This window comes from Segetibacter aerophilus, assembly GCF_007991655.1.
GTDB classification, from domain to species: domain Bacteria; phylum Bacteroidota; class Bacteroidia; order Chitinophagales; family Chitinophagaceae; genus Segetibacter; species Segetibacter aerophilus.
The window spans coordinates 178,714-194,509 of sequence record NZ_BJYT01000011.1; the positions used below are offsets into that span (position 1 = coordinate 178,714).

The window sequence follows — 15,796 nt, forward strand, 5'->3', positions numbered from 1 at the left end:
CATGCATTCCAGTGCGTTCTTTAAAAATCTTCCTGAGGCTTTCATAGGTTATTAATTCTTCTAATCTTACTAAGTAAATTCCATACCACTTTTAAGAAAACTTTCTTTAATTCTTTGATCTATAAGAATCTCATGTCTTCTTTACAATCAACGTGCTTTAAATACTAAATGCCCCTCTTCGGAGCATTTAGCATTTTTTCTTCAAGGATGTTTACAGGCCAAAATTGACACCTATGTTAACCCCCAAGTTCCTGTTATGTTGTTTAGTGGTTGGTCTAATATCAGTGATGCCATGTAGGTAATTAACATCAGCGTTAAACCAGGTATTGGTTGCCAGGCGAACATTTAAGCCGGCCCCACCTGTAAGACCAAAATCGAAAGACTTATAAAAATCTTTAGAGTTTACGGTTTGAGTAATGACAGGAGATTCTATTTTGGTTTGCCCTCCGCTAAGAAAGCCGAAGGAAGGACCAACAAATACCTTAGGTCTTACTTTATGTCCGTAGCTGCTAAAGAAATAAATTGCTTTCAACGGAATCCTGAAGTAATTGAGATCTGAAGTAGTTGTTTGATTATTGGCTGAAAACTTTCCGCCCTCAAAAGAATACTTTGCATCCAGACCAATTCCGAAATGTTCAGCTGCACTATACACAAGCGACAGACCTGCATTACCGGCAAGTTTAGTTTTTCTGTTAGGAGTATTGTCTAACCAGGACATGCCCACCCCGACATTCGGACCAAGAGAAAATTTACTTTGAGCGCCTGCCACCAGACTAAAGCCATTGCTAATTACTAATGCCAAAAAAAGCTTCTTCATGCTAAATCAATTTTTTCTCTCCTTAGTCAATTTTAATGCCATTTAGGTTTTTGTGCCGGTAGATGCCAAGGAAGTAACCAAAAGAAAAAGCAGACAAATGTCAATTTCTTATCATATTAATACGAGTAATCCCACTGGTTAACATGTTTAGAAAAAAATAAAAATTAATTTTTTTATGAGAAATTGTTTCTACAAATAGAAAAATCCCTTATAGAATAATTTAGAGAACACGATGGCAACATTTTTTACAACAATGCAGTATGGATAGAAAGAAAGTATTAATTATCGATGATGAAGTAGACTTTTGTTTACTGATGCAATTCTATTTATCCAAGAGAAATTGCGATGTAAGTATATCTCATACACTTCATGATGGATTAGGTTTAGTACAAAACAATTCTCCAGATATAGTAATTCTTGACAATAACCTCCCTGATGGTTTGGGATGGCCCGAAGCTCCAAATATTATGAAAGCTGTTCCTGGTGTACACTTGTTTTTAATTAGCGCTAATAAGCCAGGCAATAAAACTTTTTGCGATGACAAAGACAAAGATGACTTGAATGGAGATGGAGGTATGCAATGTCATATTGTTGAGAAACCTATCTCCATCACGCAGATCGACAACTTCTTGAAATAGGTATACTTTTTTCGAAAAGGATATTATGAATTAAACCAGAAATCATGAAAGAATCATTTAATGCAGAAAAGGATATTTCGGAGAACGTAAAAACATCTTCGACTGATTCGAAAGAGAACAGTAAAACTACAGGAGATAGCCAAGTGCAGGATGGTGAAGGCGTTGCAAGGCCGGAGCAACAGAAAAAATCCTATGAGAAGAGTGATGAGCAGCAAGAATATTTACAAGACGCCAACAACAATACCGCCTCAGGCAATGAGAGCCCGGTACAAGATGGAAAAGGATTGTCGATGTAGTTTATACGCACGTAATTTTTTATTCAAGTGCCTGGTACAGTTAGTGCCAGGCATTTTGCTTAAAAAGAAGTTCCGTGAGTTGATTTAATAAGAGCCTTCGCCAAGGGAGGAACTGAATGCATCGTTTGCAAAAACAAAGAAGTTGAAGTATTTCCACCAAAAAATCTCTGGACATTTCGTCCTACCCATAGCCTCAATGAAAACGCTTTTTTCCAATCTGCCTCGTACTTTTCTTCCATTATATTACGACTAACTTTTCCTTCCAGAAATAGTTTAATACAATCAAATGATATTTTAGACGAGTGCATCGCCATACTCATACCGTTACCACACAAGGGGCTGATCATTCCAGCCGCGTCCCCGAGCATGAGGACATGATTTTCAACCTGGGACTTTTTACTAAAACTAATTTGCGAGATTGCTAATGGCTCTTTATACAAAAACTCAGCAGAAGTAAAAACGGACTTTAACTTTGGGTTTTTGAACAACACCTGCCTTTGCATCTCTTCAATTGAATTCCCACAAGATTTTAAGTTAGATGCAGTTGTTAAATAACAGAGACAACTCTTATCATCTTCAATTTTAGAAAGCCCGCAATAGCCGTTATAGAAGTTGTGTAAGGAAATACTGTCCTTGTCGTGTTCGTATTTGATATGGTATTTAATTCCAACATAGTTGTTCAGCCTTTCAGTCTTTTGGGATACAAAACTTCTTTTCCACTTAATATCGAGATTGCTTCTTTTGCCAAAAGATCCCGCGGCGACCTTTGCCCTTACCTGTCGCCCAGCGCTGCTTACTGTGAAAAGGTCATTAGAAAAACTGACGTCAGTTACTTTACAATTAGTAAAAACAGTTACCCCTTTTGATTGAGCTATTTTAAATAGCCGGTGATCCAGAGCGTGGCGGCTGATACCAAATCCACCTAAAGGCAGGTTGAACGAATAAGTTTTACCCTTTACATCCGACAAGTGAAGGGTTTTAATTAAAGGCAAGTTGAAACTTTTCAGATCAGCCCCTATTCTGTGTAAAAAATCCCAGCTTTCGAGGCTGATATACTCTCCGCAAACTTTATGATAAGGATACTCTTCTTTTTCAAAGAGAACAACGCTGTACTGTGCATCAGCACATTGAATGGCAAGTGAAAGGCCTGCAAGTCCTCCTCCAATAATGGCTACATCGTATACAAGATTATCACTCATGTTTATAGCTAACGAGGTATCTAAAAGCCCATTTCCACTGTATCGTTGCGTTGCTAATACCTGCTTGGCTACAAATTTGGCTTAATTCTTCCTTGGTAAATCCCCGTGCAACGCTTAAGGGCGCATCATTTTTTACCAGGTAGGATTTCGAAAACAATTGTGTTAGGATTTTTATGGAATAATATGCTATCGTACTCCTTTGCAAATCATTTATGAAAAAACCGATCGTACTGTTTTCTTTCATCCACGTAAATTGAAACACTAATTCCTCAAAAGTAAAATGATGACAAAATAGACTGGAGAAAATAATGTCAGGTTTACGTTCAAAACTTACCTTTTTGTAATCGCAAACAATCCAGTTAACATGGGAGAAACTGCTTTGCCTGCTTTTCGCGAAATCAATACACTCTTTCTTTAAATCAATTCCCGTAATAGACAGCTTTATATTTTCAGATCTACACCATTTCTGAATGGCCACCAAATTATCACCACCACCACAACCAATTTCGCAGACAGACACTTCCTTTTTATTTTCAACCAACTGCCTGAACCCGTCGATTGTAATACTGTGCCCACCCAACCATTTGTTTATAAAATCGAGCTCTTTTAGATTTTGCTTAATGTCTTCAAAAGGAATTAATTCTTCGTCTAAAAATTCGGTTTGATATGACCTTTCGGTAAGGTTCATGCTTTTGATGCAATGAAAGTTTCCATAGTCAGACCGGGGCCAAATGCTACTCCGAAAACATTTGCTGCACGGTGCTTTGTCCCTTCCATAATTTCCTTGAGGACGAATAAAATAGTAGGGGAAGACATATTTCCGTATTTGGATAAAACAGATTTTGAGCAGGACAGGTCCTCCGCTGAAAGTGAGAGCTTTGACTTAATTACTTCCAAAATTTTCCTTCCACCCGGATGTATGCACCAGTGAGTTATATCACTTTGATCAAGGTTGCCTTCGTCTAATGCACTCTTTACTAAAGCAGCTATGTCTTCCTGTATCAGCTGCGGTATATAAGCGCTCAGCTTCATAAGAAAGCCGGTATTACTTATTTGCCACGACATGTCGTTTTTGCCTTTATATGAAATCTCTGAATAAAAGCTTTTAACCTTTAAAGCGTTGGGAGAAGTTATAGAATTCGAGAGCAGCAACGCAGCGCTTCCATCTCCAAATAACAAACTGCTTGCAGCATTGTCGAGGGTAAAATGCTTTTGAAAATGAATAGTACAAAGCTCAGTGCAAACGATTATAACCTTTGCATTGCTGGTTGAATCACAAATCATTTTTCCAATCTTCATCGCATGAATTGCTGCATAACAGCCCATGAAATTTACAGAAGTTCTGAAGACTTTATTTGAGAGGCCGAGATCTTCTGCGATTTGTAAGTCTAAGCCCGGCGCACTCATTCCGGTACAGCTAACAGTAATTAAATGAGTAATTTCTTCAGGTTCAATAAAATTTTTTACACACTCTTTGATGGCCGCTACCGACAGGGCGAGCGCATTTGACTCAAAAAGATCGATCCTGCTATTAAGGCATTTTTCCCCTGCATCAGGCTCAACAAATTCCCACTCGCTTTCAGGTTTTCCAAAATCAGGCAACACTGAGTAACGGTTTTCTATTTCACTTTGCTTGTATAAGAAACTAAGCTTCCGTGCATCATCTTCGTTTAGACGATAAGCCTTTTGCATAAACTTCAGGATCTCTTGTTGCGGGTGGCAATATTGAGGTAAAGCAGTTCCTATAGATATTATATTAGCCAAATTTTTGAAGCAGAATTATTGTTATAAAAGCGAGGCTGGTACAGGTGCTCGCCAGCCAGTTCATTTGCATTGTATGTTTGTAATCGGCAAGGGTTTCGTTCTTCAGCACCTTTAAAAACCATTGAACAAAATATACGACCACAGGGCTGAAAAAGATTAATAAAACAATAAAAGGTTTATAAAGTTCATGGTTGCGATAATATGACCATAAAAGTGCCAGGGCTAACAAATACATGAGCGAGCAAAAGATGAAAGTTCCCTTTTTTCCCATCTTCATGCTAATGGTTGTTATGTTGTCTTTTGCATCAGCCTCGTACTGGTAAATCTGGGTAATAGGGTAAAATCCTCCAATTAAAAAAGCGGCGGCTAACAAACCTATGAATGACATGTGATTCGTAAGATTCGAGTCAACACCATGGTAGACCATGAAGAAAGTGAGGGCGCCTTGGTTAAAAATCACTGTGAGATATCCCAATAAGGGGTATTGCTTCAGCCGAATTCCGCGGTAACTATATAAACGCGAGCAAAGGATGTAGATAACAATGCAGGAAGCAAATAAGGAAGACACAAACAGCGATAAGACAACTGCCACCACATCCATCACGACGGTTACAAAAAACAATTGCTTAGTAGGCGGAGGCGGCTTTTCAATTCCACCTATGCTTCCGTCATCTCTATCCATATAGCTATTGTAACCATTGCTGGATGGATATACCAGCAAATGAAGAATTACAAAAACCAGAATGGCTCGCGGAACATTTACAGTATCTACAAAACTGACTGCAAACCAGTAAACGGGCATTAAAAAATAAGAAAAAGGAAAACGAAGTAGCTGTATTGTAGAACGTTGAAGCAAATAAATTTTTGTTTTAAATATACTGCTAAATGCAATCTCCCTTACAAGCGTTCACATTGGATGTTGCATCGGATGCTAGGATGAAATGCGAGTGAATTGCTAGAACAGCTTGTTCGTACTACTCCCGTACCAGCACGTAGCAGATGAAGAACTACAAGGAATGAAATCTGGAGTTAATAGAAAAAGGTGCATAAAACCTTTAAAGCTTATGCACCTTCCTGCATTAAGATTGGTTAGCGCCTTTTGCTCCTCCGGCAACTAAACCACCGGTATTTGTATCTGTGGAATCGGGTGCTTCGTTCGCTCTCGGGTTCACTCTCTCGTTGTCCCTGGTTGTTTCGGTATTAGGGCCACCTACTTTATCTAGAATTACGTTTGGCTGAGGCTTATTAGCTTGTTCGATTTCCTCCTTTGTAAAGGTGGTGCCTTGAACAGTTACCGTATCTCCTGTTAACTGACCCGTATTTGGTCCACTTACTGACGAGTTCAAATCGTTATCATTTTGGCTGTCTAAGCTTTTATTTGTGTCTGACATAATTTTTACTTTTTGCATGAAACAATAACTAGATAGTAAAAATTGTATGCCATCTTTTCTTGCTACTATGAGGGGGCAAGAAATATTTTAACATTAAAAGTCATGACTACCGTTACCCCTACATCTTATTTCTTGTACAGCCGTAACATTAAAACATCGTGTGCGGCACTACTGCTTTCATTGCAAAGGAAATCGTTGGGAGTTGGGATGAGTGGAAGCCGAAGCTGTCCCTGTCTCCATGCAATGTTGATATAGGCATAACTCTGTCCAAATCCCGTAGCGGAAACCAGACACATACATGCAAAAGCTGCGATACATTTTCTCATACAACTTTTTTATTTCGTTTGTTTTTTTGGTTACAAGCAGGAGTTTTCGGTACCAACTTTTCTTGCGTCGCACACTTGTGCTTTTATATCCGTATTGATCATGCTTCCCGAGTCGACAAAAAGGTGAAGTTTATAAGGTTCAACTGCTGCGCGAATGATATTTCGTGTTTGGGGAAAAAGGCTGATAAATGTTTAATAGTACAAGCGTGCAACGCAACGGTCTTGAGTTCTTGACAAGAGTCCGGCAACAAAAAATCTTTCTTATAAATTCACTTTCTCTGAAATCACTTCAGGAATTCTTTTTAAAAGTTCTATACAAGCTCTACTGTTGTGGTACGGGCATTTCCACAGTCCCACTTTATCCTCGCCGTGCATCACAGAGTAATCTTCTTTGATGCCCCAAAACCATTCGCCGTCTTTTTTATTGAGGATATACTGCTCAATAAACTTCCAGCTATTCCAGGATTTGTCAAGAAAAGATTGATAGCCTGTAGCCTGGTAGGCATTATAAAAACCAACCATCGCTTCAGCCTGGGGCCACCAATGTTTTTCTTTAATGAGATGCCCTGATGGCAGTTCCTTTTCGTACCACAAACCTCCATCTGCGTCCAATCCCCGTTCAGCCGCTTCAGCAACTTTTATTGACTTTGCTTTCACTTTTTCTACCAGGCCTGCCTGCTGTATAATTTCAGCAGCTTCCTGAACCAGCCAGGCAGCTTCTATGTCATGTCCAAAGGATATTGTAGTAGACTTCCTGTTCCATTTTTCATCAAAAAACAAAATGAGATGGTTCGTCTCTTTATCAATAATGTGATCAAGAAAGATGTTGATTAGTTCTTCGATTTTTTGCTTTAAAACAGCATTGGGCCAAATGAGATAAAGGTTCGCAAAGGCCTCCAAAATATGCAGGTGTGTATTCATCGATTTCTTCTCGTTCGAATCTTTTGCACTCAAACGGAGGTCCTCTATTTCTTTCCAGTCTCTTGTCAGGGCTTCAATATATCCACCGTAAACTTTCTCGTAACTACGATTGATGATTGACTTATACAGATCTATTGCCAGCTGCTTGGCCCTTTCATCTTCGCTTGCTTTGTAGTACTCACTCAAGCCATACAATGCAAAAGCCAAGGCGTAAATTTGCTTCTTTGTATCCAGGGCGTTTCCCCTGTAGTCGATCGTCCAGTAAACGCCTCCAAATTCTTTGTCAATAAAATAAGAACTGATGTATTTAAAAGCCCTTTCAGCGGTTTGGAGGTAAGCAGGTTTTTTGACAAGATTATACGCAGCTGAAAAAGTCCATAAAATTCTGCTATTCAGTACCGAACCTTTTGGAGCGTCTTCCTCAACCTTATTTGCGTTATCTATACGTCCATAAAAGCCACCGTTTTTCAGATCAATAGAATAGGTAAGCCAGTACGCAAGAATGCGATTCAGCTCCTGCTGCATCTCGTTCCTGTAGTTAATTAAAAACTCCCTCATTTCCTTCTCGCGTTTGATCTTCTAATGCATTTTCATTTGGTGATACTGCTTATCATTTTGCCTGTTCATAATAGCAAGGTTTCGATCGATGATTTTATTGATTGTATTAACCGTATGCTCAGAGCGAAACCCGTCTTCAGGAGAATTGACGACATAATCAACAAGGCGATCGATAGAGGAAGTTGCTACATGCAGACGCGTGTCGGAGGAAGCGTAATAGATAAAGACAGTTCCGTCATCATCTGCTATCCAGCCGTTGCTAAATAATACGTTCGACACATCTCCTACCCTTTCCTGTCCTTCAGGCGCCATAAAGAAGCCCGCAGGTTTATGTATCACCTTCGTTAAATCCTGCAGATCGGTCATAAACATATACAGCACATATCGCAAACCGGCAGCAGTGTTGCGAACGCCGTGCGCTAAATGTAGCCAGCCTTCACTCGTTTTAATTGGGGCAGGACCTAAACCGTTCTTTGCTTCGTACACCGTATGGTACACTCTTTTGTCAATTACAATTTCTTCTTTTATCACGGCATTTTCCATGCAATCGGCAAGGCCGAAACCAATTCCACCACCTTTACCTGCATCAATAAATCCATCTTGCGGACGCGTATAGAATGCATATTTTCCTTTTACGAACTCGGGGTGCAAAACGACATTCCTTTGCTGTGGTGAAGGCGTCTTCAGATCAGGAAGACGCTCCCAATCGATGAGGTCTTTGGTACGTGCTATGCCACATTGGGCGTCTGCAGATGACTGGTCGCTTTCAGGAGCATTAGGATCGCGGCGTTCCGCACAGAACAAACCGTAGATCCAGCCGTCTTCGTGTTGTACAACGCGTATATCATAGATGTTAGTAGCAGGGTTTTCCGTTTCCGGCATTGTTATAGGTCGATCCCAAAAACGGAAATTATCAATACCGTTATCACTTTCTGCAACAGCGAAAAACGACTTTCTATCAATTCCTTCAACTCTTACAACAACCAGGTATTTACCGTTGAATTTTATCGCTCCTGCATTTAGTGCCGCATTTATTCCAAACCTTTCCATCAGGTAAGGATTGGTTTGGCGATTGAAATCATACCGCCACGTCAAGGGAGCATGCTGCCCCGTTAGAATAGGGTATTGGTATCTTTCATATACGCCATTACCTAACTCCTCTCTTCTATTCGGCCTTTCTATCAATTTGCTGTGGGCTTCCTGCAAACCCTGCAGTCTTTTTTCATAATTGTTACTCATGTGGTTCTTTTTTTGGCTGCAAGCTGTTAGCCTCAAGCTGCAAGTTTTTTTATTTATTTTTCGTCACCCAACAGAACTGTTTACCTGGTTTTTCTCTAATCTTCCAATTTATCCCACCATGTCTTTTTTAGGATCAAAGCAATAACCACCAACAATACGATCGTAACCAATAGCGGGAGTTTCATCGACAGTATCAGGTACATTGGTAAAATTGTGAGAGCCGTTTGCGCGGTAACTCCCAGCACCACGTTAAACATGTCGAGCTTAAATCTTTTGTTTGGTACAAATCCCGGATTCTCTGCAACCACCTGGGCATGTACCGGTTTCCAAAATCCCCATGGACGTACAGTACTATAGAACTTTTTCAATACTTTCATATCCGTGGCAGGAGCAGCATAGGTTCCGACAATACATCCCACAACGGATATCAGGAACAACAGTGGCCAATTATACAGTGGTAGTCCCGTAAAAATGAAAGGAAATACGAGCGCCGCCGCAATACCGGCCATCATACCCCAGAAAAAACCACTTGCATTAAAACGCCACCAATACCATTTCAGCATGTTTGCAGCGATATAACCTCCGTACAAAGCACCTACTATCCATTGCAAAATGCTGTTTACATCTTTTGCAAAAAAGCCAATGGTAACTCCCACCGCAACCACCACAATCCCAGTGATATAATTCATGTAAATAATCCTTCTATTAGGAGCCTCAGGATTAAGATACTTCAAATAAATGTCGTTGACAATGTAGGCCTGGGCGGCATTTAGCGTTCCTGAAAAAGTGCCCATAAAAGCTCCTAACAAGCCCGTTAATACTATTCCTAAAATGCCGACCGGCAGAAAGTTATTGATAGCTCCCGGAAGAATCCGCTCAAAATCTGTCCCTCCTCCGGGAACAGAAAGATCTAGCTGATTATAATAAAGCATCGCTAAAACAGTTAAACCAATAACCATAGTATAACGGATAGGCAGCAAAATAATAGAGACAAACCCGGTCATTTTTGAAGCATCCTTGGGAGACCTGGTTGACAGCACTTTCTGCATGTCGTAGTTAGGTGCAGGACCGGCTAAACTTGCCAACACTCCTTTAAAGCACATCATCATAAAGAAGACACCAAACAGTCCAAACTTATCTTCTTCAATTTTTTTAGTAGCAGCCGGAAGCAAGTTGCGCCAGTCAAGATCTAAATTCAAACCAAAGAAAGGGCTGTCCCAGCCTTTAGGCAGATTCAGCTTTTGTCCTTGTAAATGTTTCATAGCTATGTAACCAATCGCGACACACCCAATACTCATGATAATGTACTTTACCAGGTCGCCAATAACGATGCTGTGCATGCCTCCTAAAATGGAGTAAAACATAGCGAACAGGGTAAAAACAATTCCATAAAAATGAGCGACATATTCAGGACCTATACGAAAAGGCACATAAGGCTGTACAGTGTTCCAGGGAACAAATATTTCGAGAAACTTACCCAGGCCTACGAAGCCGTAAGCTAAAAATCCAAGACACCCGATTAAGGCAAAAACAACCACAATATTGTGTGATGCTTTTACCCCTGCGCCTCGAACTCCAAAACGCGTGGCCAGCCATTCAGCACCGGTATCAGCGTTTGATCTTCGCAACCATTTTGATAGAAACATCATGTTGAAAATCTGGTTAAACACTGGCCATAACCAAGGTATCCAAATGCTCTTAAAGCCATAGACAAAACACAGGGCAACCATCCACATCGTACCACTGATATCAAACATATCAGAGGCGTCGCTCATCCCCAATAAAAACCAGTGTAGTTTCTTTCCGCCCATCAGGTAACTCTCTTTATCCTTGCTCGCTTTTTTACGCATAAATACGCCAATCAGCAGCATGGATACCAGGTAAGCAACCATGATTAAAATGTCTATTAACTGTAGCTTCATTAATTGCTTATCTTTTTTTTGAACCCGGCATATCTACTTCTATATTGCTTCCGTTGCGTCGCACTCTTGTGCTGTAGAATTTAAAGCGGCAGCCGCAATAACAATCCCACTTTCACTAATTTCTATTGCCCTTACTAGTCAACGAATAAAAAAAGCAACATATCCTATTGCTTTAAAAAAAACTGGTTCATTTCAACTTGAAATGAACCAGTATAAAAATACGTTGGTCGGTATCTAGAAAAATTCTTAGAAGCGAGATACTTTAATATATCCCTAAATTATCCACGTATACTGTGAAGTCTCCACTAGCAGAATAATTTTTCAGGTATAGATGTGTAAGGGTTCCAGCAGAGGAAATTTGGCTAAGCGGAATAGTAAAATCTGTCCACTGACCTTCCACAATGCTGATAGTCTTACCGTCAGTCTCGTTGAAACCAACATTTATACTTTTACCATTGCTTCCTGTGCCTCCATAAATAGAAACCTTTAGAGATGTATAACCACCAAGCGAAATATTAGCACCACCTAATTGAAGCGGAACGCCGTATCCACCGCTGGTATAATCAATCTTTACCGATTTAGAACCAGACTTTACAGGTGAGGTATTATTCAAATCTTTTGAACCGCCCCATCCACCACCAATCCAACCATTCCATGCACTAGTAATTGCATCATCATAAATAATTATTGGTGGTACAGAAGAGCCTATTATAGGCAAATCATTTGCAGATTTAACAGATAAGGTAGAGTTCGCAACAGACAACGTTATCTTACCGGTTACAGTAGCAGGTGGTATTTTAACTACAATCTGTGTTGCTGTTTGACTAACAAAGGAAGTAACCGGATTAGCAGCTCCGACAAAAGCAATTGCACTCACCACGTCCAGATTGGTTCCGGTAATGGTTAGGTTTGCACCGATGTCAACCGGACTTGGCGCCATAGAAGTAATAGTGGGAAGTACAACATCTGCATCAAATGATGAAGGAGATTGAACGCCTGAAGCCGCCACCAACGTTACTTTTCCTTTTGTTGCACTTGCTGGTACTTTAACCACTAGTTGCGTAGCAGATTGGCTAACAAAGGTTGTTACCGGCGCAGTTACGCTTGTAAACAATACCTGTTTTACGAGGTCAAGGTTTGTACCTGTAATAGTAAGGTTTGTTTGATGCTTAACAGGATTAGGTGAAACCGAAGTAGCTACAGGTAAAGTAACCTTTAGAGTATCAGTCGTTTGAACCTGAAGTGGCTTTGTTCCACCGTAACTAATTACCAAAGGACCAGTTTCAGCATCCATAGGTACCTTAACCACTAGTTTATCTATCGCCTTACTAACAAAAGTGTCGACGTTTTTGTCCTTCGCGAAGGTTACTCTTGTTACCCAGTTGAGGTAGTCTCCGGTAATCGTAATCGTCTCCCCAGGACGTGCCTGCTTTGTTACAGACGTCACCATAGATGCCACGTTCAAATTCAATTTTGTTTTTGTAACAATGTCTCCCTTCGTAGTCTTTAGTGTTACAAAACCTTGTTCTGTAGCTTTCGGTACAATCAACTTTATCAATTCAGATGTTTGCGTGATAAAAGAAGATTTAGGAACAACAGCACCATTGCCGGTGAAGGCAATTTCAGTCACCGCATCTAAATTGTGCCCGATAAAACTCAATGTATCTCCGATCAATGCACCAGTTGGACCAAAGCTTAACAATTGAACCTGGTCTGATACAATGTCGTTATTCTTTTTACATGAGCTTGCAAGCCCAATTGCCATTATAAAGCAAACCAATGCAAGTAACTTGGTATTAAAAATCTTGATCATTTTACGTTTTACTTATAAAAATTATTTATTGATTTTTGGAACGATTCTAAAATTGTCAAAACAGATATCCGCATCTAACGCTCCCGGTCCGTGGATTAACAACATTGACCAGTAACCATTTGGATCTACCACAGGTCTAACTTTATAGCTAGCGATTACTTCTTCATAAGGTATAACTACTGTTTGCCATTGGCCCTTGGAGTCATACGGCGGTTTCCATTGGTAGTTATCATTGTCTTGAACATTAGTACCAGCATTAATCTTAATAATGTTGGCATTATAAGGTTTAAGAGTATTTATCTCAAACTTCAGGTTGTAATCCTTTGGGCTAAGTATGGCAGCATCAGGAATTCTTTTACTATGAATTGGCATTGCAGATGCAGGTCCGTCAGCAACTTCTGTGTACGGCCAATCACCTAACTTCCTTGTAACACGAATATAGTTGCCGTTAATTTTAGGAGGATCTCCAGGACCCGGATCAGTAACTACAAAGGATTTGGTATTCCAGCCTTCAAACGGATCGCTACTGATAAAAATGTTTCTATCGTCTCTAAACCAAAAATCAGATTTAGTCTCCCCGAAGTTGGTAGTTATAGTAATAGGTCCCGGTTGAGCACCAGTAGGAACTCTTACCTGCAATATTTTATCAGTAACAGAAACCACTTCACCACTTACACCACCAGTAAATTTGACGGTTAAAGGCGCATAAAAGAAGTTTCCGTTAATAGTAGCAACATCACCTGTATTTACATACTCAGAAGTCATACTGGTAATAGAAGGCTTACTAATTTGCACCTGGAAGTTGTGCAACAAAGAATCACCATTAGCAAAGTAAATCTTTAGCTTATTAGTGATAACCGTTGGAATTGGGGCCGGTACATTAACAAGGATCGAAGTGTTTGTAATATAAGTCGGGTTTAAAGTAGCTGGCTGATTATTGAACCAGATGCTTTTTGCATCGCCTAAATTTTCTCCTACGATCGCTATTAGGTTTCCCTGTGCAGCACCTACTAACAAAGAGTCAGAAGAAGCAGGATTTGTTATTCTGATATAATTAATTCTTGGCTGGCCGCCATTAAGGAGATCTTCCTTTTTACACCCGGCAAAACTACCTACCATAGCCACGGCTATAATAAGTAGTAATATTGTTTTATTTAATGTTTTCATTTGACTTGCAAATTTTTATTAGTGACTTTAATTACTTATGGATATTCAACAGCAGGTCTCGTTAGGTTAGGTGCCTGTGTAATTTCGGCAGACGGAATAGGAAGGCGGAAATTGCCTGCATTTGCATTAACCTTTCTATCTGTAGTCGCCCAGGTTGTCTTTTTAATTGTCCACTGAGTTGGGTTAGGGAATACATCAGGAGTAATATTATAGAACCCTCTATCCTGGCTATTCAGGATTGCATATGCCTTTTGAGGATTATAATAATGCAGCCTTACTAAATCGTACCAAGCCATTCCTTCCATAGCAAACTCAAGAACTCTTTCTTTAAATATAACGTCAAAAGTTAGTGGAGTAGCTGCACCCGTAGCCGGATTTGTAAGCGTGTAAGCAGCAAGTCCTGCTCTTGTATGCACTTTGTTGAAATATTCTAACGCTGTTGCATCTGTTGTAGAAGCATTGTTTCCAAGAACAGCTTCAGCATAAATTAAATACAATTCTGCAAGTCTCTGCATGTATGTATCGTTTGGATAATTCTGTTGTGCAGCCTGTCCGCCTACATCCTCAGCTTTACCAATCACATACTTTTTAATGCTGGCAAAATTTACATCTCCAGCAACGTAAGGGAAAATTAATTTTTGTTTACCTGTAGGCATTGCTTGAGTAATCTCAGGATAGCTAGCCCCTGGTAACATATAAGTAGCCTTCAACCTCTGGTCAAGTGTACGGCCTTTAATCATTGTATCACCTGAAGCTTGCATTCCTTCGTATTGACTCAACATCCACCATGTTGCACCTTTATCACCACCCCATCCATCTCCGTTAGCGATATCAGGACTGAAATTAAGGTAAGCAGGTGTGCTGTTTTGTGCACCATACTGGCCGGGCTGATATACCCACTGCAGTTCAAACAAAGACTCTTTATTGTTATCATAAGGATACTTGAAGAGATCTTCATATTTAGCTAACAATTGCAATCCGCTATTAGCAATAACGTCTTGCGCATAATATTTAGCGCTATCAAGAAAAGTTTGATTTCTTCCTGTCGGGCCGGTTGATTCTACACCTGCTCTTGCAAGATAAAACCTGGCTAACATACCTTCTGCAGACCACTTCGTCAGTCTTCCAGGTTGGGCGGCTGTTGCTGGTAAATCTTCTGCAGCTGCGCGCATTTCACGCGTAATAAATCTCCAGATACTAGGTACAGTATTTCTTACAAGAGATGTATCAGTTAGTACCTCAAGGTTATTTGTAATAACAGGTACTTCACCCCAGTTCATAACAAGATAACGGTAAGCTAAAGCTCTCATGAACCTTGCTTCTGCAATGGCCATTTTTTTAACAGTAGGTGAAACGCCCTCTCCTGCATTGTTATTAATATTAATGATAGTAAGGTTAGACTGCGCAACTACCTGGTAAAACGAACGGTATGAAGCGTTATTCTCTCCATTTTCAGCTGTAGTATTAAACAATACATTACCACGGTCATTATAGGCAGAGAACGTCGTTCCTGATCTGAAGTCACCGATGTTGTAGGACGCTTTGTCATTGTAGTCAAACCATACTTTATTGTATAGTCCGGCTGTACCGGCCAACACCTGCTCGTCAGTCTTATAAAAACTGGCGTCAGTAATTCTGTCTGTTGGTGGCTTTTCAAGGAAGTCTTTTTTACAACCCGAAAGAAATATGATTGGAGCTACTAAGCCAATCAAATACATTTTATAACTAATCTTCTTCATTTTTCT

At 40.0% G+C, this 15,796-nt stretch carries 15 protein-coding genes; 2 read left to right on the forward strand and 13 right to left on the reverse strand.

Features of this window, described 5'->3' with window-relative positions; translation table 11 throughout:
- Positions 1 to 211 precede the first annotated feature (211 nt).
- Positions 212 to 817: a porin family protein gene (locus tag SAE01_RS15420; RefSeq protein ID WP_147204684.1), complete on the reverse strand. Its 606-nt coding sequence runs from the start codon at positions 815 to 817 to the stop codon at positions 212 to 214.
- Between the two features lie 260 nt (positions 818 to 1,077).
- On the opposite strand from SAE01_RS15420, the gene SAE01_RS15425 reads away from it, so the two are divergent.
- Complete coding sequence (locus SAE01_RS15425; RefSeq protein WP_147204685.1) at positions 1,078 to 1,455, forward strand: response regulator; 378 nt, start codon at positions 1,078 to 1,080, stop codon at positions 1,453 to 1,455.
- A 44-nt stretch (positions 1,456 to 1,499) separates the two neighbouring features.
- Positions 1,500 to 1,751 (forward strand): hypothetical protein, encoded by a 252-nt coding sequence (locus SAE01_RS15430; protein ID WP_147204686.1) that lies wholly within the window; start codon positions 1,500 to 1,502, stop codon positions 1,749 to 1,751.
- Between the two features lie 59 nt (positions 1,752 to 1,810).
- Here the strand turns inward: SAE01_RS15430 and SAE01_RS15435 are convergent, their stop codons facing one another.
- From SAE01_RS15435 to SAE01_RS15490, 12 genes are all read right to left on the reverse strand, one after another.
- Complete coding sequence (locus SAE01_RS15435) at positions 1,811 to 2,950, reverse strand: NAD(P)/FAD-dependent oxidoreductase (RefSeq protein ID WP_147204687.1); 1,140 nt, start codon at positions 2,948 to 2,950, stop codon at positions 1,811 to 1,813.
- Entirely contained in the window at positions 2,943 to 3,638 is a 696-nt protein-coding gene (locus SAE01_RS15440) for a methyltransferase domain-containing protein (protein ID WP_147204688.1), read from the reverse strand. Before SAE01_RS15440 ends, SAE01_RS15435 begins: the two co-directional genes overlap by 8 nt.
- A complete protein-coding gene (locus SAE01_RS15445) occupies positions 3,635 to 4,714 on the reverse strand; it encodes a type III polyketide synthase (protein ID WP_147204689.1) in 1,080 nt (359 codons plus the stop codon). The genes SAE01_RS15440 and SAE01_RS15445 overlap by 4 nt, the downstream gene beginning before the upstream one ends.
- A complete protein-coding gene (locus SAE01_RS15450) occupies positions 4,707 to 5,570 on the reverse strand; it encodes a UbiA family prenyltransferase (RefSeq protein ID WP_246113253.1) in 864 nt (287 codons plus the stop codon). The genes SAE01_RS15445 and SAE01_RS15450 overlap by 8 nt, the downstream gene beginning before the upstream one ends.
- A gap of 223 nt (positions 5,571 to 5,793) precedes the next feature.
- Positions 5,794 to 6,105 (reverse strand): hypothetical protein, encoded by a 312-nt coding sequence (locus tag SAE01_RS15455; protein ID WP_147204690.1) that lies wholly within the window; start codon positions 6,103 to 6,105, stop codon positions 5,794 to 5,796.
- Between the two features lie 125 nt (positions 6,106 to 6,230).
- Positions 6,231 to 6,431 (reverse strand): hypothetical protein, encoded by a 201-nt coding sequence (locus SAE01_RS15460; RefSeq protein ID WP_147204691.1) that lies wholly within the window; start codon positions 6,429 to 6,431, stop codon positions 6,231 to 6,233.
- Between the two features lie 261 nt (positions 6,432 to 6,692).
- Positions 6,693 to 7,910, reverse strand: coding sequence for an AGE family epimerase/isomerase (locus SAE01_RS15465; RefSeq protein ID WP_147204692.1), 1,218 nt, complete (start codon positions 7,908 to 7,910; stop codon positions 6,693 to 6,695).
- A gap of 21 nt (positions 7,911 to 7,931) precedes the next feature.
- Positions 7,932 to 9,149 (reverse strand): glycoside hydrolase family 130 protein, encoded by a 1,218-nt coding sequence (locus SAE01_RS15470; RefSeq protein WP_147204693.1) that lies wholly within the window; start codon positions 9,147 to 9,149, stop codon positions 7,932 to 7,934.
- A gap of 95 nt (positions 9,150 to 9,244) precedes the next feature.
- Entirely contained in the window at positions 9,245 to 11,071 is a 1,827-nt protein-coding gene (locus SAE01_RS15475; protein WP_147204694.1) for a sodium:solute symporter family protein, read from the reverse strand.
- 262 nt (positions 11,072 to 11,333) lie between these two features.
- A complete protein-coding gene (locus SAE01_RS15480; RefSeq protein ID WP_147204695.1) occupies positions 11,334 to 12,884 on the reverse strand; it encodes an IPT/TIG domain-containing protein in 1,551 nt (516 codons plus the stop codon).
- Between the two features lie 21 nt (positions 12,885 to 12,905).
- Positions 12,906 to 14,051 (reverse strand): glycan-binding surface protein, encoded by a 1,146-nt coding sequence (locus SAE01_RS15485; RefSeq protein ID WP_147204696.1) that lies wholly within the window; start codon positions 14,049 to 14,051, stop codon positions 12,906 to 12,908.
- A 35-nt stretch (positions 14,052 to 14,086) separates the two neighbouring features.
- Positions 14,087 to 15,790, reverse strand: a complete 1,704-nt coding sequence (locus SAE01_RS15490) for a RagB/SusD family nutrient uptake outer membrane protein (protein WP_147204697.1) — start codon at positions 15,788 to 15,790, stop codon at positions 14,087 to 14,089.
- Positions 15,791 to 15,796 lie beyond the last annotated feature (6 nt).

Coding starts and splice junctions, on each gene's coding strand:
- SAE01_RS15420 (WP_147204684.1), bottom strand. CDS start 817: ATGAAGAAGCTTTTTTTGGCATTAGTAATTAGCAATGGCTTTAGTCTG.
- SAE01_RS15425 (WP_147204685.1), top strand. CDS start 1,078: ATGGATAGAAAGAAAGTATTAATTATCGATGATGAAGTAGACTTTTGT.
- SAE01_RS15430 (WP_147204686.1), top strand. CDS start 1,500: ATGAAAGAATCATTTAATGCAGAAAAGGATATTTCGGAGAACGTAAAA.
- SAE01_RS15435 (WP_147204687.1), bottom strand. CDS start 2,950: ATGAGTGATAATCTTGTATACGATGTAGCCATTATTGGAGGAGGACTT.
- SAE01_RS15440 (WP_147204688.1), bottom strand. CDS start 3,638: ATGAACCTTACCGAAAGGTCATATCAAACCGAATTTTTAGACGAAGAA.
- SAE01_RS15455 (WP_147204690.1), bottom strand. CDS start 6,105: ATGTCAGACACAAATAAAAGCTTAGACAGCCAAAATGATAACGATTTG.
- SAE01_RS15460 (WP_147204691.1), bottom strand. CDS start 6,431: ATGAGAAAATGTATCGCAGCTTTTGCATGTATGTGTCTGGTTTCCGCT.
- SAE01_RS15465 (WP_147204692.1), bottom strand. CDS start 7,910: ATGAGGGAGTTTTTAATTAACTACAGGAACGAGATGCAGCAGGAGCTG.
- SAE01_RS15470 (WP_147204693.1), bottom strand. CDS start 9,149: ATGAGTAACAATTATGAAAAAAGACTGCAGGGTTTGCAGGAAGCCCAC.
- SAE01_RS15475 (WP_147204694.1), bottom strand. CDS start 11,071: ATGAAGCTACAGTTAATAGACATTTTAATCATGGTTGCTTACCTGGTA.
- SAE01_RS15480 (WP_147204695.1), bottom strand. CDS start 12,884: ATGATCAAGATTTTTAATACCAAGTTACTTGCATTGGTTTGCTTTATA.
- SAE01_RS15485 (WP_147204696.1), bottom strand. CDS start 14,051: ATGAAAACATTAAATAAAACAATATTACTACTTATTATAGCCGTGGCT.
- SAE01_RS15490 (WP_147204697.1), bottom strand. CDS start 15,790: ATGAAGAAGATTAGTTATAAAATGTATTTGATTGGCTTAGTAGCTCCA.